The organism is Mesobacterium pallidum (assembly GCF_019966535.1).
Taxonomy (GTDB): domain Bacteria; phylum Pseudomonadota; class Alphaproteobacteria; order Rhodobacterales; family Rhodobacteraceae; genus Mesobacterium; species Mesobacterium pallidum.
Map to the genome: position 1 here is coordinate 149,851 of NZ_JAIMID010000011.1, position 24,139 is coordinate 173,989.

Consider the following 24,139-nt stretch of genomic DNA (forward strand, 5'->3'; position numbering starts at 1 on the left):
ACAGGAAGGGGAGGCGTCACATGAAACTGCAATCCAAGATCATCGCGTCCGGCGCCGATTTCGACGCCAACCGCGCCGCGCATCTCGCCGCGCTGGAGGCGATCCGCGCGGCGGCCGAGGCAGCCGCGGCGGGCGGCGGGGAGAAGGCGCGAGAGCGGCACCTGTCCCGCGGCAAGATGCTGCCGCGCGAGCGGGTGGCGAACCTGCTCGACCCCGGCTCGCCCTTCCTCGAGGTCGGTGCGCTGGCGGCGCATGACATGTATGGCGGTGCGGCCCCGGCGGCGGGGATGATCGCGGGGATCGGGCGCATCCATGGGCGGCTCTGCATGGTGCTGGCCAACGATGCCACCGTGAAGGGCGGCACCTATTATCCGATGAGCGTGAAAAAGCACCTGCGCGCCCAGGAGATCGCCGAGGAAAACTCCCTGCCGTGCCTCTACCTGGTCGACAGCGGCGGGGCGAACCTGCCGAACCAGGACGAGGTGTTCCCCGACCGCGACCATTTCGGCCGGATCTTCTACAATCAGGCGCGGATGTCGGCCAGGGGCATTCCGCAGATCGCCGTTGTGATGGGCTCCTGCACGGCGGGCGGCGCCTATGTGCCGGCCATGTCGGACGTGACGATCATCGTGCGCGAGCAGGGGACGATCTTCCTGGCCGGCCCTCCGCTGGTCAAGGCCGCGACTGGCGAAGTCGTGACCTCCGAGGACCTGGGCGGCGGCGACGTGCACACGCGCCTGTCGGGCGTGGCGGATTACCTGGCCGAGGACGACGCCCACGCGTTGGCCCTGGCGCGGCGGGCAGTGTCGCACCTCGGGGTGATGCCGGGCGCCTCCGTGCAGATGGCGAGCCCCGAAGAGCCCGCCTATGACCCCGAGGAAATCCTCGGCGTCGTGCCCGGCGACCTGCGCACGCCCTATGACATCCGCGAGGTGATCGCGCGGCTCGTGGACGGCTCGCGCTTTGACGAGTTCAAGGCGCGGTTCGGCGAGACGCTGGTGACCGGGTTCGCCCATGTCAAAGGCCTGCCGGTCGGGATCGTCGCCAACAACGGCGTGCTGTTTTCCGAGGCCGCGCAGAAGGGGGCGCATTTCGTTGAACTCTGTTCACAGCGCGGCATCCCCCTGGTGTTCCTGCAGAATATCACCGGCTTCATGGTCGGCCGGAAATACGAGAACGAGGGTATCGCGCGGCATGGCGCCAAGATGGTGACGGCGGTGGCGACCACGAACGTGCCCAAGATCACGCTGCTGGTCGGCGGCTCTTTCGGAGCGGGCAATTACGGCATGGCGGGGCGGGCCTACCAGCCGCGCTTCCTCTGGACCTGGCCGAACAGCCGCATCTCGGTGATGGGCGGAGAGCAGGCGGCCGGCGTGCTGGCGACGGTCAAGCGCGACGCCATCGAGCGCGGCGGCGGCGCCTGGTCGGCCGATGATGAGGCCGCGTTCAAGCGCCCCACCATCGAGATGTTCGAGCGGCAGTCGCATCCGCTTTACGCTTCGGCCCGGCTCTGGGATGACGGCGTGGTGGACCCGCGCAAGACCCGCGACGTGCTGGCGCTTTCGCTGCAGGCGTCGCTTTGCGCCCCGATCGAGGAGACGCGCTTTGGCGTGTTCCGGATGTGAGGGCGCTTCGTGGCTTCATCGAGGATGCCTTCGTCCTAAAGGGCAAGGGCGTGGCGGTGATGCTGACCCATGTCGAAGGCATGCCCGAGGTGGCGATGCGCGTGATGGTCGGCGATCACGTTCTCACGATCCTCGCGCTTGGCCAGAACTCGACCGACGGGCAGGCCGTGTCCCATCGGCCCTGCCTGACCGGCAAGCCGGGGCCCGGGTATGGGGGCGTTGTGGTAGACTGGCCGGGCAATCCGCGAGACATCGCCAGGCAATGGGTCGAGGACTGCTCAGAGCTCCGCAGCAGTTCCACAGGACCGGTGTCCGCCATCGCCTGCCCGGCGTCCGGGCCTTTGCGCTTGCAGGTCCTCAAGCAGAACGAAAGCGGGATGTAGTGGTGAGATGCGCCTTCAAGGCCGCCAGGCAGAGTGGCTGGCGTTGCGCAAGCGAGGGGCCAGCCCCTCGCGCTCCCCGGAGTTTATTAGGCAAGATGAAGGGGGATCGGGGATGAGCGTGGAGGTCTGGCGCGGGGACATCACCACGCTCGCCGTGGATGCCATCGTCAACGCGGCGAACCGGTCCTTGTTGGGCGGGGGTGGCGTGGATGGGGCCATTCACCGGGCGGCGGGACCGGGGTTGCTGGCCGAATGTCGGGCGCTCGGCGGGTGCCAGACCGGGCAGGCGAAGGTGACGGGCGGGCATGACTTGCCTGCGCGCTACGTGATCCACACCGTCGGCCCGGTCTGGCAGGGAAGCGGCGCGGGGGAGGCGGAGCTGCTGGCCTCGTGCTACCGGCAGAGCCTGGCACTGGCCGAGGCGGCCGGCTGCGCGTCGGTCGCCTTTCCGGCGATCTCGACCGGGGTCTATGGCTATCCGGCCGACGCGGCCGCGCGGATCGCCGTGCGGGAAGTGAGCAAGAGCGACATGGCGGTCACGCTGGTCGCCTTCGACGAGGGAACGGAGCGGCTCTTGCGCGATGCGCTGGCCGCCAAGGAGGGGTGATGTTCGACACGATCCTGATTGCGAACCGGGGCGAGATTGCCTGCCGGGTGATGAAGACGGCGCAAGTCATGGGGCTGCGCTGCGTGGCGGTCTATTCCGACGCCGATGCGGGCGCGATGCATGTCGCCATGGCCGACGCGGCGGTGCATATCGGCGGGCCGGCCCCGGCCGACAGTTACCTGCGGGGCGACGCGATCATCGCGGCCGCGCTGGCGAGTGGCGCGCAGGCGATCCATCCGGGCTACGGGTTCCTTTCCGAGAACCCGGAGTTCGTGGAGGCGGTGGAGGCCGCCGGCCTGACCTTCATCGGGCCCTCGGCCAGCGCGATCCGCAAGATGGGGCTGAAAGATGCCGCCAAGGCCTTGATGGAAAAGGCGGGCGTGCCGGTCGTGCCGGGTTATCACGGTGAGCGGCAGGAGCCGGACTTCCTGGCCGGCGAGGCGGACCAGATCGGCTATCCCGTGCTGATCAAGGCGGTCGCGGGGGGCGGCGGCAAGGGGATGCGGCTGGTCGAGCGGCCGGAGGATTTCGCAGAGGCGCTGAAAAGCGCCCAGTCCGAGGCGCGGACCGCCTTCGGCAACCCGGCGGTGCTGATCGAGAAATATGTGACCAAGCCTCGCCATATCGAGGTGCAGGTCTTTGGCGATGGCACCCGCGCGGTGCATCTCTTTGAACGGGACTGTTCGTTGCAGCGCCGCCACCAGAAGGTGATCGAAGAGGCGCCGGCCCCCGGCATGACCGAGGAAATGCGGCAGGCCATGGGCGCCGCCGCCGTGCGCGCGGCCGAGGCGATCGGCTATTCCGGCGCGGGAACGATCGAGTTCATCGTGGACGGCAGCGACGGGCTGCGCCCCGATGGCTTCTGGTTCATGGAGATGAACACCCGCCTGCAGGTCGAACACCCGGTGACCGAGGCGATCACGGGCGTGGACCTTGTCGAATGGCAGTTGCGGGTGGCTGCCGGGGAGCCTCTGCCCGTACGGCAGGAGGACCTATCGATCACCGGTCATGCCTTCGAGGCGCGGCTTTATGCCGAGGACGTCCCCAAGGGCTTTCTGCCCGCGACCGGCCGGCTGACGCACCTGGCCTTTCCCGAAAGCGCGCGGGCCGATACCGGCGTGCGGGCCGGCGATGAGATCAGCCCGTGGTACGATCCGATGATCTCGAAGGTCATCACCCACGGTCCGACCCGGGCCATCGCGCTCAAGCGGCTGGCGCGGGCGCTGGAGGAGACGCAGGTGGCGGGCACTGTGACCAACCTTGCCTTCCTTGGCGCGCTGGCCCGGCATGAGGGGTTCGCGGCAGGTGATGTCGATACCGGGCTGATCGCGCGGGATATCGACGCGCTGACCGATACGCCCGAGGTGCCCGCACCCGTGATCGCCCAGGCGGCGCTGGTGGCGCTGGGGCTGGACGGGAAACCGGCCTGGGATCAGGGCTTTCACCTCTGGGCGCCTGCCTGGCGGACGGTGACGCTCGACTGGACCGGCGAGGCGCGCGACCTGCGCGTCATGGTGCGCGGGCCAGGCTCTGCCCTGGTCGACGTGGATGGGCTGGTGGTCGAGGCGCTGTGGCAGGACGGCTGGCAGCTGGATGGCACGGCCGCCGCGCCCGCCGCGCGCAGCGGCGATACGATCACGATCTTTGCCCACCACGGCATCTCGATCCGCGTGATCGACCCGCTGGCGCGGGACGCCGCCGCCGGGGCAGGGGCCGGGGTGATCGAGGCGCCGATGCCGGGGCTGGTGCGCGCCGTGCTGGCCAAGCCGGGGCAACAGGTGACGGCCGGGGATCGGCTGGCCGTGCTCGAGGCGATGAAGATGGAACATGCCCTGACCGCCGCCCGAGACGGGGTGGTGGCCGAGGTACTGGTCACCGAGGGCCAGCAGGTCGAGGCGGGCGCGCCGCTGATCCGGCTCGAGGACGAAGCGGAGGCCGCCGCGTGACCGAAGATCGCCTCTGCCTGCACCATGTCCCGTCCTCGCGCAGCTTCCGGGTGCTGTGGATGCTGGCCGAACTCGGGATGACCCCCGAGATCGAGCTTTACGCCATCCCCGACGGGTCGCTGCGGACCACGGACTTCCTTGAGAAATCCCCGGCCGGCCGCGTGCCCGCGCTGGAAATCGACGGGCAGGTGATCTTTGAATCCGGCGCGATCCTGGAATACCTGGCCGAAACCCGCCCCGAGGCGGCGCTGGGGCGCGCGCCGGGGCAAACCGAGCGGGTCGACTACCTGCAATGGATGCATTTCGCAGAGACCCAGGCCAGCATCCTCGCCAATCTCAACCTGCAACACGTCTTCCTGCGCGACCCTTCGACCAAGTCACCCACCGTGCTCAAGATCGAGGCGGCGCGGCTGGCCCGCACGCTCGACGTGATCGAACGGGCCGTGACCGAAAGGGACTGGCTGCTGGCCGGGGGCTTTTCCGCCGCCGACATCATGCTGGGCTTCAACCTTTACGCCGCGCCGTTCTTCGTGCGGCTTGATCCATACCCGGCCGTCCGGGACTACATAGACCGGATCGAGGCGCGCCCGGCCCATGCCAAGGCCCGGTTGATGGACGGCCCGCAAGCGTTCTACAGCCGCGATTTCTACCCCTGGGACAGCTGAACGCGCGCCGCCGCACCGCAGGCGGAGGACACGGGAGGGGCAGGGAATCACACGGGGTTGAGATATTCCGCCATTGGAATGCATTGGCGATTTTTGCCGCGAATCCGGGCGTTTCGGTATACGCGCGCATGCCGCAACCCCAGCGTGCCGGGACAGCCCCGCGCCACCGATTCCGCTGCAATGCCGCATATACTGGGGAAAACCCTGCGCCTGCCGCCAGTTGCACCGCAAAGATCACGCCCGCTGCGCCTTCGTGTTCGGTTGACCCTGCCCGGTGGCGGGTCTAAACCCCGTGTTGACTCAATACGTCTAGCCGTCGGTAGCAAAGCCCTGCCGGAAAGGAGCCACCCGTGGATGAGATGCTGAGGGAATACCTTCCCATTCTCGTGTTTCTTGTCGTCGCTGTCGGGATCGGAGTCGTATTCATTGTCGCTGCCCTTGTGATCGCGGTCCGCAACCCGGATCCGGAAAAGGTGTCGGCCTATGAATGCGGGTTCAACGCCTTCGACGACGCCCGGATGAAGTTCGATGTCCGCTTTTACCTGGTCTCGATCCTCTTCATCATCTTCGACCTGGAAATCGCCTTCCTGTTCCCCTGGGCCGTCGCCTTCAAGGACATCAGCATGGCCGGCTTCTGGTCGATGATGGTCTTCCTGGCCGTGCTGACCGTAGGCTTTGCCTATGAATGGAAGAAAGGGGCCCTGGAATGGGAGTGATGACCGGAGCGAACACCGCAGGGCCCGACCGCGAGGTCGCCGTGCAGGAGCTGAACCGCGAGCTGCAGGACAAGGGCTTCCTGCTGACCTCGACGGAATCGATCATCAACTGGGCGCGCAACGGCTCGCTGCACTGGATGACCTTTGGTCTTGCCTGCTGCGCGGTCGAGATGATGCACCTGTCAATGCCGCGTTATGACCTCGAACGCTTCGGCACCGCGCCGCGCGCCAGCCCGCGCCAGTCGGACCTGATGATCGTCGCCGGCACGCTGACCAACAAGATGGCCCCGGCGCTGCGCAAGGTCTACGACCAGATGCCCGAGCCGCGCTACGTGATCTCGATGGGCTCCTGTGCGAACGGCGGCGGCTATTACCACTACAGCTACTCGGTCGTGCGCGGTTGTGACCGCATCGTGCCGGTCGACGTCTACGTGCCCGGCTGCCCGCCGACCGCCGAGGCGCTGCTCTATGGCATCCTCGCGCTGCAGCGGAAGATCCGCCGCACCGGGACGCTGGTGCGCTGAGGAGGGGATGATGAGCGAAGCACTCAAGGAACTCGGCCAGCATATCGAGCTGAAACGCCCCGATTGCGTCATCGGCTGGGAGGTCGTGCACGGCGAGCTGAACGTGGACGTGGCGCCGCAGAACATCTGCGGCCTCGTGGATTTCCTGCGCAGCGACCCGACCTGCCGGTTCTCGTCGCTGGTGGACATCACGGCGGTGGACTATCCCGACCGGGCCAAGCGGTTCGACGTGGTCTACCACTTCCTGTCGATGTACCAGAACCAGCGCATCCGGCTGCGCGCCGCCGTCCGCGAGGACGAGATGGTGCCGTCGATCGTGTCGGTCCACCCCTCGGCCAACTGGTTCGAGCGCGAGGTCTTCGACATGTACGGCGTGCTCTTCTCGGGCCACCCGGACCTGCGCCGCATCCTGACCGACTACGGCTTCCGCGGCCATCCGCTGCGCAAGGACTTCCCGACCACCGGCTACACCGAGGTCCGTTATGACGAAGAGCAGAAGCGCGTCGTCTACGAACCCGTGAGCCTTGTTCAGGAATACCGCCAGTTCGACTTCATGTCCCCGTGGGAGGGTGCCGAATACATCCTGCCCGGCGACGAGAAGACGGAGGCGGCGAAGTGAAGCCAGGCCTCGCCCCCGGCCATCGCGGGACGTTCTCGCGGGTGATGACGCAGGCCGATACCGTGCCGGCGCTGTTTCCCGACGCGACACACCTGCAAGGCATGCCGGGCGTGCTGGCCACGGCCAAGATGATCGGCCTGATGGAATGGGCCTGTGTCGAGCACCTGCTGCCTTACTACGACGAGGGCGAGGTGTCGCTGGGCATCCACGTGGACGTGAACCACATCGCGGCGACCCCGCCGGGGATGAAGGTGACGGTCGAGACCGAGGTCGAAGAGATCGACGGCCGCTTCATCTGGTTCCGCGTTCGCGCCCGGGACGAACACGACGTGATCGGCGAGGGGCGGCACCGCCGCGCAATCGTCGCGCAAGAGAAATTCGAGGCGAAAGCAGCCGCCAAGGCTGCCGGCCTTACCGAGGAGGCACTCTGATGTGGTGGGATGCTCTTGGGGAAATCGGAAATTTCCTTGTTGGAATGGCCGCAATGAGCACAGTTTCAGTGGTCGGGTGGAACAAAAAAAATGTTTGGGCTGGAAACAAGGGGCTGCTCAATGTCTGAAAAGGCGTTTGATTTCAGCTGCGTATGCGTCACGGCGAAAAGCGTGTACGGCTTTTTCTTGCCAGTTCTTGCCGAGGAGGCACTCTGATGGACGGCTCCCAGAACCCGCGCGGGTACGAAGACGCCCTGACCGGCGAGCAGAAGATCCGCAACTTCAACATCAACTTCGGGCCCCAGCACCCGGCGGCGCACGGCGTGCTGCGCCTGGTGCTCGAGCTGGACGGCGAGATCGTCGAGCGGTGCGATCCGCATATCGGCCTGCTGCACCGGGGTACGGAAAAGCTCATGGAGAGCCGGACCTACCTGCAGAACCTGCCGTATTTCGACCGGCTCGACTACGTGGCGCCGATGAACCAGGAACATGCCTGGTGTCTGGCCATTGAAAAGCTGACCGGCACGCCGGTGCCGCGCCGCGCCTCGCTGATCCGGGTGCTATACTCCGAGATCGGCCGGGTGCTGAACCACCTGCTGAACGTGACCACGCAGGCCATGGACGTGGGCGCGCTGACGCCGCCGCTCTGGGGCTTCGAGGAACGCGAGAAGCTGATGATCTTCTACGAGCGGGCCTGCGGCGCGCGCCTGCACTCGGCCTATTTCCGGCCCGGCGGCGTGCACCAGGACCTGCCGCCCGCGCTGATCGACGATATCGAGACCTGGGCGCATGAATTCCCGAACCTGCTCGACGACCTCGACACGCTGCTGACCGAGAACCGGATCTTCAAGCAGCGCAACGTCGATATCGGCGTGGTGAGCGAGCAGGAGATCCAGGATTGGGGCTTCTCGGGCGTCATGGTCCGTGGCTCGGGCCTGGCCTGGGACCTGCGCCGCGCGCAGCCCTACGAATGCTACGACGAGTTCGACTTCCAGATCCCGGTCGGCAAGAACGGCGATTGTTATGACCGCTACCTCTGCCGCATGGCCGAGATGCGCGAGTCGACCAAGATCATCCTGCAGGCCATCGAAAAGCTGCGCGCGCCCGAAGGGCAGGGCGACGTTCTGGCCCGCGGCAAGGTGACCCCGCCCAAGCGCGCCGAGATGAAGACCTCGATGGAGGCGCTGATCCACCACTTCAAGCTCTACACCGAAGGGTTCCACGTCCCGGCCGGCGAGGTGTATTGCGCGGTCGAGGCGCCCAAGGGCGAATTCGGCGTCTACCTTGTCGCCGATGGCACCAACAAGCCCTACAAGGCCAAGCTGCGGGCCCCCGGCTACCTGCACCTGCAGGCGATGGACCACATCGCGACCGGCCACCAGCTGGCCGACGTCGCCGCCATCATCGGCACCATGGACATCGTGTTCGGGGAGGTCGACCGTTGATCCGCAAGACCCTGATTGCCCTGCCGTTCCTGGCGCTCGCCGCCTGTGACGACGTGCCATACGTGCCCGGTGTGCCCATGCAGACCATGGCCGAAAAGGTCGCGGCCTATGATCTGGCCGTCGCCTCGATCGGCTGCCGCATGATCGGCGAAAGCGATTACCTGGCCGTGGAATTCCAGGCCGACCTGACGCGCGAGGAGTCGGTGGCCATCACCGAAGCCAAGCTGTCGTCGGGCAATGCCGAGCGTCTGGAAGACGGCGGCGTGCTGGTGACCAACGGGGCCTGCGCCGCGTGAGCCGGGCCGCGCATATCGCCGCCGCCCCCGGCGGCATGTGCGAGCCGTTCCCGGCCATCCACCGGACCGGATGGACCGATGAAACCGAGGCCTGCGCCGGACTCCGCCTGATCCGCGAAGCCTGCTTCGAAGACCCGAAAACCTTCAATACCGTGAAGGAACTGACCTGATGCTGCGCCGACTGCACCATGACCAACCCGAAAGCTTCGCCTTCACGCCTGCCAACCAGGCCTGGGCCGAGGCGCAGATCACCAAGTATCCCGAGGGCCGCCAGGCCTCGGCGATCATCCCGCTGCTCTGGCGCGCCCAGGAGCAGGAAGGCTGGCTGAGCCGCCCGGCGATCGAAGGCGTCGCGGACATGCTGGGCATGCCCTATATCCGCGCGCTCGAGGTGGCGACCTTCTACTTCATGTTCCAGCTGCAACCCGTTGGATCCATTGCCCATGTGCAGGTCTGCGGGACGACCTCCTGCATGATCATGGGGGCCGAAGGGCTGATCTCGGTCTGCCAGCGCAAGATCGCCGAACGGGCCCACGAGGTCAGCGGCGATGGCAAGTTCTCCTGGGAAGAGGTTGAATGCCTCGGTGCCTGCACGAACGCGCCCATGGTGCAGATCGGCAAGGATTACTACGAGGACCTGACCGAGGAGAGCTTTGAGAAGCTGCTCGACGACTTGTCGGCCGGCAAGGTGCCGGTGCCCGGTCCGCAGAACGGCCGCTTCGCCTCCGAGCCCAAGTCGGGCCTGACCAGTCTCAAGGACTTCGACAGCGGCAAGACGCAGTACAACGCCTCAGCCCAGTTGGCTGTGGACATCGGCGAGACGGTCAAGCGCATCGACGGGACCGAAGTGCCGCTAAAGGCGCCCTGGGGCGATGCCGGCGGCCGGCCGGCCAATGCGCCCAAGGCGCCCGAGCCGAAGCCCGCGGCCGGCAAGCCTGCCGACGCCACTGGCGCGACCGTGCAGGAAGCGCCGGCCACCCCGACCGCCAAACCCGCCGCCGCCCCGACCGAGGGGACAGGCATCAAGCCCTCGACCCCGCTGCCGGGGCAGGAGGAGCTGGCCAGCCGCAAGGGCAGCTGGAAATACGAGGCCCCCGCCGCCGAAGCGGCCCCGGCCGCCGAAGCGTCCGCCGCCGCGCCGACCGATGCCGACAAGCCCGCGACGCTCGACGCGGCCCGCGATGGCCAGCCCGACGATCTCAAGCAGATCAAGGGCGTTGGGCCCAAGCTCGAGGCGATGCTGAACGACATGGGCTTTTATCACTTCGACCAGATCGCCTCGTGGACCGCGCGTGAAATCGCCTGGGTCGACGAGAACCTGACCGGCTTCAAGGGCCGTGTCAGCCGCGACACCTGGGTGGACCAGGCCAAAAAGCTGGCGGCGGGCGAAGAGACCGAGTTCTCGTCGCGCGTGAAGAAGGGCGACGTTTACTGACAGCACATAGGGACCGAGGGGGACAAAGATGATCGGACAAGACAACATGCAGGGCTGCCGCATGCGCTGTTGGATGACAGCGGGCGGGATCGGCTTCTTCACCTTCCTGGTCCTGCTGGCGATCGCCGGGCAGGGCTTTGTCGCGTCCCTCTTCCTCGGTCTGCTCACGGCCGGCATCACCGGACCGATCTTTGTCTGGCTCTTCTGCGCCGAGATCCCGCAGCCGGCGCAATCGACCGCCTCGACCGCCGGCACGGCCGCCGCGGGGGCCATGTCGTCCGGCACCGTGACGGCGCCACCCGCCGCCACGGGCGGCACGGTGGCCCCGGCGTCCAAGCCCGTCCCCGAGGCAAAACCGGAACCAGCCGAGGCCACGACCGAGCCCGAAGCGCCGGCCGCCATGGAGCCTGCCGCCGAAACGCCCGCGCCGGCCGCGACCGAGGCAGACGTGGAAGCGTCTGACGAGGAGTCCGACGCCCCTGCGACCTCGCCGATCAAGCCTTCGACCCCGCTCGCCGGAGAGGCGGAGCTGGCGTCGCGCAAGGGCGAATGGAAATACCAAGGCGGCGCGGCCGCGTCGACTGGTGCCAGCGCGGACAAGGCCCCTGCGGCGGCCTCCGCATCGACCGAGGGCGCGGCGGACGACAAACCGGCGGGCCTTGACGGCCCGCGCGAGGGCGGTGCTGACAATCTCAAGGAAATCAAGGGGGTTGGCCCCAAGCTGGAAGGCTTGCTCAACTCCATGGGTTTCTATCATTTCGACCAGATCGCGGCCTGGACCGAGACCGAGGTGGCCTGGGTCGACCAGAACCTCGTCGGCTTCAAGGGCCGGGTGACCCGTGACGACTGGGTGGCGCAGGCCAAGGTGCTGGCGTCGGGCGGAGAGACCGAGTTCTCGAGCCGCGTCGATGCGGGCAAGGTCTACTGACGAGGCGACCCATGGGCGAGAACAAGGATCAGCAGCAGGCACGGCAGGGGCGCGTCGTCGCCGTCGTGATCGCCATCGGCGGCCTGCTGGCGATCCTCGCGCCCTGGCTCGTGCAGGTCTTCGGCCTCGCGCCGCGATTTGAAATGCTGTTCTACCTGGCTTCCATGGCGGCGTTCGTCTGGGCCCTGGTGGTGGCGATCGGGATCTGGCGGAAACGCCAGGACACATGAAGGATGTTTGAGCGATGCTGAAGGACGAAGACCGTATCTTCACGAACCTTTACGGGATGCACGAACGGACCCTTGCCGGCGCCAAGGCGCGCGGCCACTGGGACGGCACCGGCGATCTCATCAAGAAGGGCCGTGACTGGATCATCGACGAGATGAAGAAGTCCGGCCTGCGTGGTCGCGGCGGGGCGGGCTTCCCGACCGGGCTCAAATGGTCCTTCATGCCCAAGGAAAGCGACGGACGCCCGGCCTACCTGGTCGTCAATGCCGACGAATCCGAACCGGGGACCTGCAAGGACCGCGAGATCATGCGCCACGATCCGCATACGCTGATAGAGGGCTGCCTGATCGCGTCCTTCGCGATGAACGCCCATGCCTGCTACATCTATATCCGCGGTGAATACATCCGCGAGAAAGAGGCGCTGCAAGCCGCCATCGACGAGGCCTATGACAATGGCCTGCTGGGCAAGAATGCCTCAGGTTCGGGTTGGGACTTCGATCTCTACCTGCACCACGGCGCGGGCGCCTATATCTGCGGCGAGGAAACCGCGCTGCTGGAAAGCCTCGAGGGCAAGAAGGGCATGCCGCGGATGAAGCCGCCGTTCCCGGCCGGTGCGGGCCTTTACGGCTGCCCGACCACGGTGAACAACGTGGAATCCATCGCCGTCGTGCCGACCATCCTGCGCCGCGGCGCCACCTGGTTCGCCGGTTTTGGCCGCCAGAACAACGCGGGCACCAAGCTCTTCGGCATCTCGGGCCACGTCAACAACCCCTGTGTGGTCGAAGAGGCGATGTCGATCACCTTCGAGGAACTGATCGACAAGCATTGCGGCGGCATCCGCGGTGGCTGGGACAACCTGCTGGCCGTGATCCCCGGCGGGTCGTCGGTTCCTTGCGTGCGCGGCGAGAAGATGCAGGACGCCATCATGGACTTCGACTACCTGCGCAATGACCTCGGGAGCGGCCTTGGCACCGCGGCGGTCATCGTGATGGACAAGTCGACCGACATCGTCAAAGCGATCTGGCGCCTGTCGAAGTTCTACAAGCACGAAAGCTGCGGGCAATGTACGCCCTGCCGCGAAGGCACCGGCTGGATGATGCGCGTCATGGACCGGCTCGTCAAAGGCGAGGCCGAGCTGGAAGAGATCGACATGCTCTGGGACGTGACCAAGCAGGTCGAAGGCCACACCATCTGCGCCTTGGGCGACGCGGCCGCCTGGCCGATCCAGGGGTTGATCCGCAACTTCCGCGAGGAAATCGAGGATCGGATCAAGGCGCAGAAATCGGGCCGCATGGGCGCGATGGCGGCGGAGTAAACGTGTGAGCAAGCTCATTGAGCATATGGTCGATCTGAGGACGTGGTCGGAGAGCGGTATAGTCTTGCTTGTGACTGTGCTTGAATTTCAAAGTCAGGTGAAAGACAGAGCTCGCGCTATTGACGAAGGCAAACGTGCGAATGCCAGCAAGCTGTTGAATAATATGGCTCAAACAATTGAGAGTCTGGAGCGGGAAATCCGCTCTGAGACTCCAATTGTGGATCCTCTTCTCGGAAAGATGCGAGTCTATCTCGCCGCCTTCAAGGACATTTTTGAACCGCTCCTTGGAAAAGCAGCCGCGGGCGCGATCTATGATCGGCTTGCGGAGTTATTCCTTGCTCGCGCGGATGGCGGCCCGCTTCTTGTGCATGGCCTTTTGGAAATGAAGAAGCACCATGGAAGTTCAGATCAACAAGGGCATTGCAACGCCGCTATCGCGACTTTGACGCTAGCGGCAGAACAGCTTTTTGCATTGGCTGAGATAGTCGAGTTCCCAGAGGCATTCTCTTAATGAAGCAGTTTCAGCATCACCTTGCCGAACTGAACGTGGGCCGCCTGCTGGCCCCCACGGACGACCCGCGCGTGGCCGAGTTCATGGCGAATCTCGACCGGATCAACGGGCTGGGCAAGCGGATGCCGGGGTTCGTCTGGATGATGGAGGGCTCGGGCGAGCCCGGCACCGGCAACACCGAGGCCAAGATCGACGGCGATCCGCAATATGTCTCCAACCTCACCGTCTGGGAGGATGCGGACAGCCTGCGGACGTTCGTCTGGAACACGATCCACAAGCAGTTCTACGAGCGGCGGCAGGAGTGGTTCGAGGTGATGGGCCAGATGCATTTCGTCATGTGGTGGGTGCCCGCGGGGCATCAGCCGACATTGGACGAGGCGCTGGAGCGGCTGGATCATCTGCGAAAGCACGGCGACAGCGAACACGCCTTCGGCTGGAACTGGCTGGAGCACGCAGAAAAATGGGACGCCAAGAGATGCGCGGCAGAATGATGGCTTTGCGGAAATACACGGGCCTTGGCGCCCTTCTGGCGCTGGTTGCGGCCTGCGGGCAAAGCCCCGATGCGCGGCCCAGCTTTGACGGCAAGTACTTCCGCGCCCGCGTCTCGGCTGAACGGGATGTGCGGCAGAACTTCTTTGTCACCGTGCAGCCGGTCAGCGCCAGCCTCGACGGCGCGCGCGAGGCGGCGCGCTACGAGGCGGTCAAGTATTGCATCAAGCGCTACGGCAGTTCCGACATCCTGTGGTCGGCAGGTCCGGACGAGACCCCCACCGGCTATGCCATCGACGGCGACGCGGCAACCTTCCGGGGGGCCTGCGCGAGTGATTAACAATGCTGTCATAAAGGCGGAATCGTGCCTGTGTTATTGGATAACGCACGGCTCCGGGTCCATGTCCTGCGGGGAAGAGGGCCGGGAATCGGCCCTCCGGTTCCGCATGGAAGGAGAGACCCGATGAAACGCCTGATGACGCTTACCCTGGCCGCAACGCTGCTGGCAGGGGCGACCAGCGCCAAGCCCGCGCTGCGCGACGTGGCCGAGATCGACAATTCGCTGATGATGGTTGCCATCGCCGACGAGTTGCGCAAGGAGTGCGGCGACCTCGATGCCCGGATGCTCAAGGCCCTGGGTTACCTCGAGACGCTGAAGTCCCGGGCGCGCAGCCTCGGCTACAGCAATGACGAGATCGAAGAATACGTGACCTCGAAGTCCGAGAAGACGCGCATGCGCGCCAAGGCGACGGGGTACCTGGAGAGTTTGGGCGTGAACCCGGCCGATGAGGCCAGCTTCTGCGCCTATGGACGCAAGGAAATCGAGAAGGGGACCCTGGTGGGGTCGCTTCTAAGGGCAAGGTGAACCATGGCTGACCTGCGCAAGATCAACATCGACGGAACAGAGATCGAGGTCGACGGGGCGATGACGCTTCTTCAGGCCTGCGAGGTGGCGGGCATCGAGGTGCCCCGCTTCTGCTACCACGAGCGTCTCAGCATCGCGGGCAATTGCCGCATGTGCCTTGTCGAGGTTGTCGGGGGCCCGCCGAAACCGGCGGCCTCCTGCGCGATGCAGGTGCGCGACCTGCGCCCCGGGCCGGAAGGCCAGGCGCCGGTGGTCAAGACCAACAGCCCGATGGTCAAGAAGGCCCGCGAGGGTGTGATGGAGTTCCTGCTCATCAACCACCCGCTCGACTGCCCGATCTGCGACCAGGGCGGCGAATGCGACCTGCAGGACCAGGCCATGGCCTATGGTGTCGATTTCAGCCGTTACCGCGAGCCCAAGCGCGCGTCGGAGGATCTGGACCTCGGCCCGCTGGTCGAGACTCACATGACGCGCTGCATCTCCTGCACCCGCTGCGTGCGTTTCACGACCGAGGTCGCGGGCATCACCCAGATGGGCCAGACCGGCCGCGGCGAGGATGCCGAGATCACGTCCTATCTCAACACCACGCTCGAATCGAATCTGCAGGGCAACATCATCGATCTCTGCCCGGTGGGCGCACTGGTCTCCAAGCCTTACGCGTTTACGGCGCGTCCTTGGGAGCTGACCAAGACCGAAACCATCGACGTGATGGATGCGCTGGGGTCCAACATCCGCGTGGACACCAAGGGGCGCGAAGTCATGCGCATCCTGCCGCGCAACCATGACGGCGTGAACGAGGAATGGATTTCCGACAAGACGCGCTTTGTCTGGGACGGTCTGCGCCGCCAGCGCCTGGACAAGCCCTACATCCGCGAGAACGGCAAGCTGCGCCCGGCGTCCTGGGACGAGGCGCTTGGCGCTGCCGCCGCCGCGATGAAGGGCAAGAAGATCGCCGGCCTGGTCGGTGACCTGGTCCCGACCGAGGCCGCCTATGCGCTGAAATCGCTGGTCGAGGGGCTGGGCGGTCACGTCGAATGCCGCACCGACAATGCGCAGCTGCCGATGGGCAACCGGTCGGCCTATGTCGGCACCGCCAGCATCGAAGATATCGACAGCGCCAAGACCATCCTCCTGATCGGCACCAACCCGCGCCTCGAAGCGCCGGTGCTGAACGCCCGCATCCGCCGCGCCTGGTCCAAGGGCGCACATGTCGCGCTGCTGGGCGAAAACGTGGACCTGACCTACCCGGTCAGCCATATCGGCAACGACCGCGAGGCGCTGAAGAAGCTGGCCGCTTTCGACCATAGCGAAAAGAAGGGCACCCCCGGCGTCATGATCGTGGGGCAGGGCGCGCTGCGCCAGCCCGACGGCTGGACCATCCTGGCCACCTGCATGGAAATGGCCGAGGCGGCCGGCGCCAAGTTGATGGTGCTGCACACTGCTGCGGCCCGCGTCGGCGCGATGGACGTGGGTGCCTGCACCAAGGGCGGGCTCGAAACGGCACTCGAAGGGGCAGAGGTGATCTACAACCTCGGCGCCGACGAGGTGCAGATCGACCCGGGCGCCTTTGTCATCTACCAGGGCAGCCATGGCGACCGCGGCGCGCATCGCGCCGACGTGATCCTGCCGGGCGCGGCCTATCCCGAGGAAGGCGGCCTGTTCGTCAACACCGAGGGCCGGCCGCAGCTGGCCATGCGGGCGTCTTTCCCGCCGGGCGAGGCCAAGGAAAACTGGGCGATCCTGCGCGCCCTCTCGGCCCGGACCGGCGAGGCGCTGCCCTTCGACACGCTGGCGCAGCTGCGCCGCGCGATGGTCGAGGCGGTGCCGCACCTGGCGAAGATCGACGAAGTGCCGGAAAACGCATGGGAGGCGATCAAGCCGCGCAAGCTGGCCGCCGGGATCATCGGCAACGCGATCACCGATTTCTACCTGACGAACCCCATCGCCCGCGCCTCGCAGCTGATGGCCGAGCTTTCGGCCGGCGTGAAGGCGCGCGGACAGCAGGCGGTGGCGGCCGAGTGATGAGGGCACTTGCCCTCATACCCCTGGGCCTTGCGGCCGGCGCCATCGCGGGGTGCGACACCGCGCCCGAGGTGACTCGGTTCGCGCCCGACTACCAGGGCGTCGAGACGCGCCTGCTGGACGGGGACCTAGTCAATTTCCGGGTCGCCATGGCAGGGGCGCGCGGCGCCGACGATGTGGCCGATTACGCGGAATGCGCGGCCGCCCAATACACGCTGATCCGGGGCTACGGATTTGCCAGGCATTTGCGGACGAATGTTAGCGAAAGCTCTGGCCTCTGGCAGGCAGATGCTGTTTACACCATCTCGCCGGCGCTGCCCCAGGGCCTGAAAACGATCGACGCAGAAGTCGTCGCCGCCAATTGCGCGGAAAACGGAATACCGATGGTGTGAGGACCTGATGTACGAATTCTTCACGACAACCGGAACGGGCATCTTTCTGACGGTCCTTGGCCAGATCCTGCTGCTTTTGGTTCCGCTGCTGCTGGCACTCGCCTTCCTGATGTATGCCGACCGCAAGATCTGGGCCGCCGTGCAGATGCGCCGCGGGCCCAACGTGGTCGGGGTCTTCGGCCTGCTGCAAAGCTTTGCCGACTTCCTCAAGTATATCGTCAAGGAAGTGGTCATTCCCGCCGGCGCTGACAAGCCCGTCTTCTTCCTGGCGCCGATGGTCAGCCTCGTGATGGCCTTCATCGCCTGGGCGGTGATCCCGTTCAACGACGGCTGGGCGATTGCCGACATCAACGTCGCGATCCTTTACGTCTTTGCCGTCAGCTCGCTGGAAGTCTACGGCGTGATCATGGGCGGCTGGGCCTCGAACTCGAAATACCCGTTCCTCGGCTCGCTGCGATCCGCCGCGCAAATGATTTCCTACGAGGTCTCGATCGGGTTGATCATCATCGGCGTCATCATCTCGACAGGCTCGATGAACTTCGGCGACATCGTCCATGCGCAGGACGGCAACTGGGGTCTCTTCAACTGGTACTGGCTGCCACATTTCCCGATGCTGTTCCTCTTCCTGATCTCGGCGCTGGCGGAAACCAACCGCCCGCCCTTCGACCTTCCGGAAGCGGAATCGGAACTCGTCGCCGGTTACCAGGTCGAATACAGCTCGACCCCGTTCCTTCTGTTCATGATCGGCGAACTGGTCGCCGTCGTGCTGATGTGCGCGCTGGTTTCGCTGCTGTTCTTCGGCGGCTGGCTGTCGCCCATCCCGGGCCTGCCTGACGGCGTGTTCTGGATGGTGCTCAAGATGCTGTTCGTCTTCTTCATCTTCTCGATGGTCAAGGCGATCACCCCCCGCTACCGCTACGACCAGCTGATGCGGATCGGCTGGAAGGTCTTCCTGCCGCTCAGCCTTGCCTGGGTCGTGCTGGTCGCCTTCTTTGCGAAATTCGAAGTGCTTGGCGGCTTCTGGGCCCGCTGGGCGATGGGAGGCTGAGAATGACTCAGATCGATTACGGACGCGCCGCCGGCTACTTCCTTCTCAAGGATTTCATCGCCGGGTTCCGGGTGGGGCTGAAGTACTTCTTCGCCCCCAAGGCCACCGTGAACTACCCGCATGAAAAGGGGCCGCTCAGCCCCCGGTTCCGCGGCGAACACGCGCTGCGCCGCTACCCGAACGGCGAGGAACGCTGCATCGCCTGCAAGCTGTGCGAGGCGATCTGCCCCGCGCAGGCCATCACCATCGATGCCGAACCGCGCAGCGACGGCAGCCGCCGCACCACGCGCTACGACATCGACATGACGAAATGCATCTACTGCGGCTTCTGCCAGGAAGCCTGCCCGGTCGATGCCATCGTCGAGGGGCCGAACTTCGAGTTCTCGACCGAGACCCGCGAAGAGCTGTTCTACGACAAGGAAAAGCTGCTGGCCAACGGCGACCGCTGGGAAGCCGAGATCGCCCGCAACCTGGAGCTGGACGCGCCCTACCGATGACCGACCACCCCCGCAATCCGTTCGAGGCGATGATCGCCCAAGCGCAGGAGATGGCGAAAGCCTTCAACCCCGCGCTCGAGACGTTCTCGCCCAAGGCGTTCGAGGCGATGTGGCCGACGATGCCCAAGGATTGGATGGAGGCGTTCTTTGGCAATGCCTTCAACAAGGAGGGGCTCGACGCCAAGACGCGGCTGATGCTGACGCTCGCGGGTCTGACCATGCAGGGCGCGCAGGCCGATACGGCGCTGCGCCAGACCGTGCGCCACCTGCTCGAGGTGGGGGCCACGAACCAGGAAATCGTCGAGGCGATCGGGCAGATGTCCATGTTCGCCGGAATACCCGCCATGACCCGCGCGCTAGAACTTGCGCGCGAGGTGCTGGAAGAGAATGAGGACAAGGACACATGACCGTCTTCGCCTTTTACATGTTCGCACTCGGCGTGATCGCCGGGGGGCTGTTCACCGTGATTTCCCGGAACCCGGTGCATTCGGTCCTGTGGCTGATCCTGGCCTTCCTCAGCTCGGCGGGGCTTTTCGTGCTGCTGGGCGCGGAATTCGTCGCGATGCTGCTGGTCATCGTCTACGTGGGGGCGGTCGCTGTGCTGTTCCTCTTCGTGGTGATGATGCTGGACATCGACTTTGCCCAGCTCAAGGCCGAGATGGCCCGCTACCTGCCGCTGGCGCTGCTGATCGCCGTGGTGATCCTGATGGAGTTTTCCATGGCCTTCGGGGTCTGGACCACGGCCGAAGGGGTCGAGGTCGCGCAGGGGATCGACCAGATCGCGCCGCCGGTCGCGCCCAACACCGCGCTGCTGGGCGAGGTGCTCTATGACAAGTACTTCCTGCTGTTCCAGCTGTCGGGCCTGATCCTGCTGGTCGCCATGATCGGCGCCATCGTGCTGACCATGCGCCACCGCAAGGACATCAAGCGCCAGAACGTCCTGGCCCAGATGTACCGCGACCCGGCCAAGGCGATGGAGCTGCGCGACGTGAAACCGGGGCAGGGGCTCTGACATGCACCTGGGCGGCGCCGGGCTTGCTGGCCTCGCCCTGCTATACCCGGTCAAGATCCTGGTCGGGCTGAGACTTTATAGATGGCTGCGCGCCTGGCGTGGCCGGACGACGGAAAGACAATAGGGCAAAGGCCCAGAGGGACGACATGATCGGACTGGAACATTACCTCACGGTGGCCGCGACGCTGTTCGTCATCGGCATCTTCGGCATCTTCCTGAACCGGAAGAACGTCATCATCCTGCTGATGTCGATCGAACTGATCCTGCTGTCGGTCAACATCAACCTGGTGGCCTTCTCGTCCTTCCTGGGCGACCTGGTGGGCCAGGTCTTCACCCTCTTCGTCCTGACGGTGGCGGCGGCCGAGGCGGCGATCGGGCTTGCGATCCTGGTCTGCTTCTTCCGCACCCGCGGCACGATTGCCGTCGAAGATGTCAACGTGATGAAAGGCTGACGCCCCATGGAGACGATCATTCTCTTTGCCCCGCTGGTGGGCGCGATCATCGCGGGCTTCGGCTGGCGGATCATCGGCGACAAGGGCGCGCAATGGCTGACCACCGGCCTGCTGTTCCTGGCCGCGCTGCTGTCGTGGATCGTGTTCCTGTCCTTCGACGGGGAAACGCAGCACATCAACATCCTGCGCTGGATCGAAAGCGGCACGCTGCAGACCAACTGGGGCATCCGCCTTGACCGGCTGACCGCGATCATGCTGATCGTCGTGACCACCGTCTCGGCGCTCGTGCACCTCTATTCCATGGGCTACATGGCCCATGACGACAATTTCGGCCATCACGAGAGCTACCGGCCGCGGTTCTTTGCCTACCTGTCGTTCTTCACCTTCGCCATGCTGATGCTGGTGACCAGCGACAACCTGGTGCAGATGTTCTTTGGCTGGGAAGGGGTCGGCGTTGCCTCCTACCTGCTGATCGGCTTCTATTACCGCAAGCCAAGCGCCAATGCCGCCGCGATCAAGGCCTTCGTGGTCAACCGGGTGGGTGACTTCGGGTTCGCGCTCGGCATCTTCGCGCTGTTCTTCCTGGTCGACTCGATCAAGATGGATGACGTCTTTGCCGCCGGCCCGATGCTGGCCGAGACGCAGGTGTCGTTCCTGTGGGGCGAATGGAACGCGGCCAACCTGATCGCCGTGCTGCTGTTCATCGGCGCGATGGGCAAGTCGGCGCAGCTGATCCTGCACACCTGGCTGCCGGACGCGATGGAAGGCCCGACCCCGGTGTCGGCGCTGATCCACGCCGCGACCATGGTGACGGCGGGCGTCTTCCTTGTCTGCCGCATGTCGCCGATCTTTGAATACGCACCCGAGGCGCTGATGTTCGTCACCTTCCTGGGCGCCACGACGGCCTTCTTCGCCGCGACCGTGGGTCTGGTGCAGAACGACATCAAGCGCGTGATCGCCTATTCGACCTGTTCGCAGCTGGGCTACATGTTCGTCGCCGCCGGCGTGGGCGTCTATTCGGTCGCGATGTTCCACCTGTTCACGCACGCCTTCTTCAAGGCGATGCTGTTCCTTGGCGCCGGCTCGGTCATCCACGGGATGCACCACGAGCAGGACATGCGGAACTACGGCGGTCTGCGCAAGAAACTGCCCTATACCTTCTGGGCGATGATGATCGGCACGCTGGCGATCACCGGCGTCGGCATCCCGCTGACCCACATCGGCTTTGCCGGCTTCCTGTCGAAGGACGCGGTGATCGAAAGCGCCTGGGCCGGGACCGCTGGTGGCTATGCCTTCTGGATGCTGGTCATCGCGGCGGCCTTCACCTCCTTCTACTCGTGGCGCCTGATCTTCCTGACCTTCTTCGGCAAGCCGCGCGGCGACAAGCACACGCATGAGCACGCGCATGAAAGCCCGATGGTCATGCTGGTGCCGCTGGGCGTGCTGGCGCTGGGGGCCGTGTTCTCGGGGATGATCTGGTACAACAGCTTCTTCGGCGACCATGACTCGGTGAACCGGTTCTTCGGCATTCCGACCCATGAGACGGTCGATGCCGGCCATGGCGAAGAGGCGGCCGCCGAGGATCACGGCGAAACCGCTGCCGCGGAGGATCACGGCGACGCGGCCGCCACCGAGGATCATGGCACCGCCGTGGCCGATCACGGCGCGGGCGTCGCCCCCGAGGGCGCGCTGTTCTTCCACCCAGACAACCACACGATGGACGATGCGCACCATGCCCCGACCTGGGTCAAGGTGAGCCCCTTCATAGCCATGCTCGGGGGCCTTCTGGTCGCGCTCTGGTTCTACGTCTGGGATACCTCCATGCCCAAGCGCGTGGCCGAGACGAACCCGGTCCTCTACCGCTTCCTGCTGAACAAGTGGTATTTCGACGAGATCTACGATGCCATCTTCGTCCAGCCCTCCAAGGCCATCGGACGCTTTTTGTGGAAGCGCGGGGACGGAAACGTCATCGACGGGTCCATCAACGGGGTCGCCATGGGCATCGTGCCCTTCCTGACCCGCCTGGCTGGCAAGGCCCAGTCCGGGTACATCTTTACCTACGCCTTCGCGATGGTGATCGGTCTTGCCGCCCTCATCACCTGGATTACGCTCGCCGGAGGGGCACACTGATATGGATAACCTGCTTTCCATCGTCACCTTCATTCCCGCGCTGGCTGCCCTGATCCTGGGCGTGTTCCTGCGGGGCGATGATGAGGCCGCGGCCAAGAACGCCAAGTGGCTGGCGCTGTTCGCGACCTCGGTGACCTTCCTGATCTCGCTGTTCATCCTGGCGCAGTTCGACCCTTCGGACACCGGCTTCCAGATGGTGGAAGAGGGCGAATGGCTGCTGGGTCTCAAGTACAAGATGGGCGTCGACGGGATCTCGGTGCTTTTCGTGCTACTGACCACCTTCATGATGCCGCTGACCATCGCCGCGTCCTGGGACGTCAAGGTGCGGGTCAAGGAATACATGATCGCCTTCCTGCTGCTGGAAACGCTCATGCTGGGCGTGTTCATGGCGCTGGACCTGGTGCTCTTCTACCTCTTCTTCGAGGCGGGGCTGATCCCGATGTTCCTGATCATCGGCATCTGGGGCGGGGCGAACCGCATCTATGCTTCGTTCAAGTTCTTCCTCTACACCTTCCTCGGCTCGGTGCTGATGCTGGTGGCCATGGTCGCGATGTTCGCCGACGCGGGCACCACCGACATCGCCGTGCTGCTGACGCATGAGTTCGGGTCCGAAAGCTTCAGCCTGCTGGGCATCCAGATCGTCGGCGGGATGCAGACGCTGATGTTCCTCGCCTTCTTCGCCAGCTTTGCCGTCAAGATGCCGATGTGGCCGGTCCACACCTGGCTGCCCGATGCGCACGTCCAGGCGCCGACCGCGGGCTCGGTCGTGCTGGCCGCGATCCTGCTCAAGATGGGTGGCTACGGCTTCCTGCGCTTCTGCCTGCCGATGTTCCCCGTGGGGTCCGAGGTGCTGGCGCCGCTGGTGCTGTGGATGTCGGCCATCGCCATCGTCTACACCTCGCTGGTGGCCCTCGTGCAGGAGGACATGAAGAAGCTGATCGCCTATTCCTCGGTCGCCCACATGGGTTACGTGACCATGGGCATCTTCGTGGTGAACCAGCAGGGGATCGACGGCGCCATCTTCCAGATGCTGTCGCACGGCTTCATCTCGGGCGCGCTGTTCCTTTGCGTCGGCGTGATCTACGACCGGATGCACACCCGCGAGATCGACGCCTATGGCGGCCTCGTGAACCGGATGCCGGTCTACGCGCTGCTGTTCATGTTCTTCACCATGTCGAACGTCGGCCTGCCGGGCACCTCGGGCTTCATCGGGGAATTCCTGACGCTCATGGGCGCCTTCCAGGAAAACACCTGGGTCGCGGCCGTGGCGACGTCCGGCGTGATCTTCTCGGCGGCCTATGCGCTCTGGCTCTACCGCCGGGTGGTGATGGGGGATCTGATCAAGGAAAGCCTCAAGTCGATCACCGACATGACGGCCCGCGAAAAGTGGATCTTTGCGCCGCTGGTCGCGATGACCCTGCTGCTGGGCGTCTACCCCGCGCTGGTCACCGACATCATCGGCCCCTCGACCGAGGCGCTGGTCGACGATTATGACACCGCCATTGCGGCGTTCGAGCCTCAGGCCGCGACCCAGGTCGCCGCCGGCGGCCACTGACGG

At 65.4% G+C, this 24,139-nt stretch carries 30 protein-coding genes; all 30 read left to right on the forward strand.

What is annotated here, in order from left to right:
* Window positions 1–20 precede the first annotated feature (20 nt).
* The 30 genes from MF270_RS16800 (at window position 21) to MF270_RS16940 (ending at window position 24,136) form a co-directional block, all read left to right on the forward strand.
* On the forward strand, window positions 21–1,625 hold the full coding sequence (locus MF270_RS16800) for a carboxyl transferase domain-containing protein (protein ID WP_238367068.1): 1,605 nt from the start codon (window positions 21–23) through the stop codon (window positions 1,623–1,625).
* Window positions 1,622–2,008, forward strand: a complete 387-nt coding sequence (locus MF270_RS16805) for a hypothetical protein (protein WP_238367069.1) — start codon at window positions 1,622–1,624, stop codon at window positions 2,006–2,008. The genes MF270_RS16800 and MF270_RS16805 overlap by 4 nt, the downstream gene beginning before the upstream one ends.
* A 112-nt stretch (window positions 2,009–2,120) precedes the next feature.
* Complete coding sequence (locus MF270_RS16810; RefSeq protein ID WP_238367070.1) at window positions 2,121–2,615, forward strand: O-acetyl-ADP-ribose deacetylase; 495 nt, start codon at window positions 2,121–2,123, stop codon at window positions 2,613–2,615.
* Window positions 2,615–4,561: an acetyl/propionyl/methylcrotonyl-CoA carboxylase subunit alpha gene (locus MF270_RS16815; RefSeq protein WP_238367071.1), complete on the forward strand. Its 1,947-nt coding sequence runs from the start codon at window positions 2,615–2,617 to the stop codon at window positions 4,559–4,561. Before MF270_RS16810 ends, MF270_RS16815 begins: the two co-directional genes overlap by 1 nt.
* Window positions 4,558–5,226, forward strand: a complete 669-nt coding sequence (locus MF270_RS16820; RefSeq protein WP_238367072.1) for a glutathione S-transferase family protein — start codon at window positions 4,558–4,560, stop codon at window positions 5,224–5,226. The genes MF270_RS16815 and MF270_RS16820 overlap by 4 nt, the downstream gene beginning before the upstream one ends.
* A gap of 350 nt (window positions 5,227–5,576) precedes the next feature.
* Window positions 5,577–5,942: an NADH-quinone oxidoreductase subunit A gene (locus MF270_RS16825; protein WP_238367073.1), complete on the forward strand. Its 366-nt coding sequence runs from the start codon at window positions 5,577–5,579 to the stop codon at window positions 5,940–5,942.
* Window positions 5,933–6,466, forward strand: coding sequence for a NuoB/complex I 20 kDa subunit family protein (locus tag MF270_RS16830; protein WP_238367074.1), 534 nt, complete (start codon window positions 5,933–5,935; stop codon window positions 6,464–6,466). The genes MF270_RS16825 and MF270_RS16830 overlap by 10 nt, the downstream gene beginning before the upstream one ends.
* Window positions 6,467–6,476: 10 nt before the next feature.
* The gene (locus tag MF270_RS16835) at window positions 6,477–7,085 is read left to right on the forward strand and encodes an NADH-quinone oxidoreductase subunit C (RefSeq protein WP_238367075.1); all 609 of its coding nucleotides are present in this window, start codon (window positions 6,477–6,479) and stop codon (window positions 7,083–7,085) included.
* On the forward strand, window positions 7,082–7,516 hold the full coding sequence (locus MF270_RS16840; protein ID WP_238367076.1) for a thioesterase family protein: 435 nt from the start codon (window positions 7,082–7,084) through the stop codon (window positions 7,514–7,516). The genes MF270_RS16835 and MF270_RS16840 overlap by 4 nt, the downstream gene beginning before the upstream one ends.
* Window positions 7,516–7,644: a hypothetical protein gene (locus tag MF270_RS28210; RefSeq protein WP_272490792.1), complete on the forward strand. Its 129-nt coding sequence runs from the start codon at window positions 7,516–7,518 to the stop codon at window positions 7,642–7,644. The genes MF270_RS16840 and MF270_RS28210 overlap by 1 nt, the downstream gene beginning before the upstream one ends.
* Window positions 7,645–7,731: 87 nt before the next feature.
* Complete coding sequence (locus MF270_RS16845; RefSeq protein WP_238367077.1) at window positions 7,732–8,961, forward strand: NADH-quinone oxidoreductase subunit D; 1,230 nt, start codon at window positions 7,732–7,734, stop codon at window positions 8,959–8,961.
* Window positions 8,958–9,257, forward strand: coding sequence for a hypothetical protein (locus MF270_RS16850; protein ID WP_238367078.1), 300 nt, complete (start codon window positions 8,958–8,960; stop codon window positions 9,255–9,257). Before MF270_RS16845 ends, MF270_RS16850 begins: the two co-directional genes overlap by 4 nt.
* Window positions 9,254–9,427 carry a hypothetical protein gene (locus MF270_RS16855; protein WP_238367079.1) on the forward strand — a complete coding sequence of 58 codons (174 nt, stop codon included), beginning with the start codon at window positions 9,254–9,256 and terminating at the stop codon, window positions 9,425–9,427. Before MF270_RS16850 ends, MF270_RS16855 begins: the two co-directional genes overlap by 4 nt.
* Window positions 9,427–10,692, forward strand: coding sequence for an NADH-quinone oxidoreductase subunit E (locus MF270_RS16860; protein WP_238367080.1), 1,266 nt, complete (start codon window positions 9,427–9,429; stop codon window positions 10,690–10,692). Before MF270_RS16855 ends, MF270_RS16860 begins: the two co-directional genes overlap by 1 nt.
* Window positions 10,693–10,720: 28 nt before the next feature.
* A complete protein-coding gene (locus tag MF270_RS16865) occupies window positions 10,721–11,620 on the forward strand; it encodes an endonuclease (RefSeq protein ID WP_238367081.1) in 900 nt (299 codons plus the stop codon).
* An 11-nt stretch (window positions 11,621–11,631) separates the two neighbouring features.
* Entirely contained in the window at window positions 11,632–11,850 is a 219-nt protein-coding gene (locus MF270_RS16870) for a DUF5337 domain-containing protein (protein WP_238367082.1), read from the forward strand.
* A gap of 14 nt (window positions 11,851–11,864) precedes the next feature.
* Window positions 11,865–13,163 (forward strand): NADH-quinone oxidoreductase subunit NuoF, encoded by a 1,299-nt coding sequence (gene nuoF / locus MF270_RS16875; protein WP_238367083.1) that lies wholly within the window; start codon window positions 11,865–11,867, stop codon window positions 13,161–13,163.
* Window positions 13,164–13,167: 4 nt separating this feature from the next.
* Window positions 13,168–13,674: a hypothetical protein gene (locus MF270_RS16880; RefSeq protein ID WP_238367084.1), complete on the forward strand. Its 507-nt coding sequence runs from the start codon at window positions 13,168–13,170 to the stop codon at window positions 13,672–13,674.
* Window positions 13,674–14,165, forward strand: coding sequence for a DUF3291 domain-containing protein (locus tag MF270_RS16885; protein WP_238367085.1), 492 nt, complete (start codon window positions 13,674–13,676; stop codon window positions 14,163–14,165). Before MF270_RS16880 ends, MF270_RS16885 begins: the two co-directional genes overlap by 1 nt.
* Window positions 14,165–14,503 carry a hypothetical protein gene (locus MF270_RS16890; protein ID WP_238367086.1) on the forward strand — a complete coding sequence of 113 codons (339 nt, stop codon included), beginning with the start codon at window positions 14,165–14,167 and terminating at the stop codon, window positions 14,501–14,503. Before MF270_RS16885 ends, MF270_RS16890 begins: the two co-directional genes overlap by 1 nt.
* Window positions 14,504–14,626: 123 nt before the next feature.
* The gene (locus tag MF270_RS16895; RefSeq protein ID WP_238367087.1) at window positions 14,627–15,028 is read left to right on the forward strand and encodes a DUF5333 domain-containing protein; all 402 of its coding nucleotides are present in this window, start codon (window positions 14,627–14,629) and stop codon (window positions 15,026–15,028) included.
* A 3-nt stretch (window positions 15,029–15,031) separates the two neighbouring features.
* The gene (gene nuoG / locus MF270_RS16900) at window positions 15,032–17,050 is read left to right on the forward strand and encodes an NADH-quinone oxidoreductase subunit NuoG (RefSeq protein ID WP_238367088.1); all 2,019 of its coding nucleotides are present in this window, start codon (window positions 15,032–15,034) and stop codon (window positions 17,048–17,050) included.
* Window positions 17,050–17,442 carry a hypothetical protein gene (locus MF270_RS16905; RefSeq protein ID WP_238367089.1) on the forward strand — a complete coding sequence of 131 codons (393 nt, stop codon included), beginning with the start codon at window positions 17,050–17,052 and terminating at the stop codon, window positions 17,440–17,442. The genes nuoG and MF270_RS16905 overlap by 1 nt, the downstream gene beginning before the upstream one ends.
* 7 nt (window positions 17,443–17,449) lie before the next feature.
* Window positions 17,450–18,490: an NADH-quinone oxidoreductase subunit NuoH gene (gene nuoH / locus MF270_RS16910; protein WP_238367090.1), complete on the forward strand. Its 1,041-nt coding sequence runs from the start codon at window positions 17,450–17,452 to the stop codon at window positions 18,488–18,490.
* A gap of 2 nt (window positions 18,491–18,492) precedes the next feature.
* On the forward strand, window positions 18,493–18,987 hold the full coding sequence (gene nuoI / locus MF270_RS16915; protein ID WP_238367091.1) for an NADH-quinone oxidoreductase subunit NuoI: 495 nt from the start codon (window positions 18,493–18,495) through the stop codon (window positions 18,985–18,987).
* The gene (locus MF270_RS16920) at window positions 18,984–19,394 is read left to right on the forward strand and encodes a carboxymuconolactone decarboxylase family protein (RefSeq protein WP_238367092.1); all 411 of its coding nucleotides are present in this window, start codon (window positions 18,984–18,986) and stop codon (window positions 19,392–19,394) included. Before nuoI ends, MF270_RS16920 begins: the two co-directional genes overlap by 4 nt.
* Window positions 19,391–19,999, forward strand: a complete 609-nt coding sequence (locus tag MF270_RS16925; RefSeq protein WP_238367093.1) for an NADH-quinone oxidoreductase subunit J — start codon at window positions 19,391–19,393, stop codon at window positions 19,997–19,999. The genes MF270_RS16920 and MF270_RS16925 overlap by 4 nt, the downstream gene beginning before the upstream one ends.
* A gap of 146 nt (window positions 20,000–20,145) precedes the next feature.
* Window positions 20,146–20,451, forward strand: a complete 306-nt coding sequence (gene nuoK, locus MF270_RS16930) for an NADH-quinone oxidoreductase subunit NuoK (protein WP_238367094.1) — start codon at window positions 20,146–20,148, stop codon at window positions 20,449–20,451.
* A 6-nt stretch (window positions 20,452–20,457) separates the two neighbouring features.
* A complete protein-coding gene (gene nuoL, locus MF270_RS16935; protein ID WP_238367095.1) occupies window positions 20,458–22,581 on the forward strand; it encodes an NADH-quinone oxidoreductase subunit L in 2,124 nt (707 codons plus the stop codon).
* 1 nt (window position 22,582) lies between these two features.
* Window positions 22,583–24,136 carry an NADH-quinone oxidoreductase subunit M gene (locus MF270_RS16940; RefSeq protein ID WP_238367096.1) on the forward strand — a complete coding sequence of 518 codons (1,554 nt, stop codon included), beginning with the start codon at window positions 22,583–22,585 and terminating at the stop codon, window positions 24,134–24,136.
* Window positions 24,137–24,139: the final 3 nt, after the last annotated feature.

Excerpts from the sequence above, each read along its gene's own strand:
- MF270_RS16800 (WP_238367068.1), top strand. The coding sequence starts at position 21 with ATGAAACTGCAATCCAAGATCATCGCGTCCGGCGCCGATTTCGACGCC.
- MF270_RS16810 (WP_238367070.1), top strand. The coding sequence starts at position 2,121 with ATGAGCGTGGAGGTCTGGCGCGGGGACATCACCACGCTCGCCGTGGAT.
- MF270_RS16815 (WP_238367071.1), top strand. The coding sequence starts at position 2,615 with ATGTTCGACACGATCCTGATTGCGAACCGGGGCGAGATTGCCTGCCGG.
- MF270_RS16830 (WP_238367074.1), top strand. The coding sequence starts at position 5,933 with ATGGGAGTGATGACCGGAGCGAACACCGCAGGGCCCGACCGCGAGGTC.
- MF270_RS16835 (WP_238367075.1), top strand. The coding sequence starts at position 6,477 with ATGAGCGAAGCACTCAAGGAACTCGGCCAGCATATCGAGCTGAAACGC.
- MF270_RS28210 (WP_272490792.1), top strand. The coding sequence starts at position 7,516 with ATGTGGTGGGATGCTCTTGGGGAAATCGGAAATTTCCTTGTTGGAATG.
- MF270_RS16845 (WP_238367077.1), top strand. The coding sequence starts at position 7,732 with ATGGACGGCTCCCAGAACCCGCGCGGGTACGAAGACGCCCTGACCGGC.
- MF270_RS16860 (WP_238367080.1), top strand. The coding sequence starts at position 9,427 with ATGCTGCGCCGACTGCACCATGACCAACCCGAAAGCTTCGCCTTCACG.
- MF270_RS16865 (WP_238367081.1), top strand. The coding sequence starts at position 10,721 with ATGATCGGACAAGACAACATGCAGGGCTGCCGCATGCGCTGTTGGATG.
- MF270_RS16870 (WP_238367082.1), top strand. The coding sequence starts at position 11,632 with ATGGGCGAGAACAAGGATCAGCAGCAGGCACGGCAGGGGCGCGTCGTC.
- nuoF (WP_238367083.1), top strand. The coding sequence starts at position 11,865 with ATGCTGAAGGACGAAGACCGTATCTTCACGAACCTTTACGGGATGCAC.
- MF270_RS16885 (WP_238367085.1), top strand. The coding sequence starts at position 13,674 with ATGAAGCAGTTTCAGCATCACCTTGCCGAACTGAACGTGGGCCGCCTG.
- MF270_RS16890 (WP_238367086.1), top strand. The coding sequence starts at position 14,165 with ATGGCTTTGCGGAAATACACGGGCCTTGGCGCCCTTCTGGCGCTGGTT.
- MF270_RS16895 (WP_238367087.1), top strand. The coding sequence starts at position 14,627 with ATGAAACGCCTGATGACGCTTACCCTGGCCGCAACGCTGCTGGCAGGG.
- nuoG (WP_238367088.1), top strand. The coding sequence starts at position 15,032 with ATGGCTGACCTGCGCAAGATCAACATCGACGGAACAGAGATCGAGGTC.
- MF270_RS16905 (WP_238367089.1), top strand. The coding sequence starts at position 17,050 with ATGAGGGCACTTGCCCTCATACCCCTGGGCCTTGCGGCCGGCGCCATC.
- nuoH (WP_238367090.1), top strand. The coding sequence starts at position 17,450 with ATGTACGAATTCTTCACGACAACCGGAACGGGCATCTTTCTGACGGTC.
- nuoI (WP_238367091.1), top strand. The coding sequence starts at position 18,493 with ATGACTCAGATCGATTACGGACGCGCCGCCGGCTACTTCCTTCTCAAG.
- MF270_RS16920 (WP_238367092.1), top strand. The coding sequence starts at position 18,984 with ATGACCGACCACCCCCGCAATCCGTTCGAGGCGATGATCGCCCAAGCG.
- MF270_RS16925 (WP_238367093.1), top strand. The coding sequence starts at position 19,391 with ATGACCGTCTTCGCCTTTTACATGTTCGCACTCGGCGTGATCGCCGGG.
- nuoK (WP_238367094.1), top strand. The coding sequence starts at position 20,146 with ATGATCGGACTGGAACATTACCTCACGGTGGCCGCGACGCTGTTCGTC.
- nuoL (WP_238367095.1), top strand. The coding sequence starts at position 20,458 with ATGGAGACGATCATTCTCTTTGCCCCGCTGGTGGGCGCGATCATCGCG.
- MF270_RS16940 (WP_238367096.1), top strand. The coding sequence starts at position 22,583 with ATGGATAACCTGCTTTCCATCGTCACCTTCATTCCCGCGCTGGCTGCC.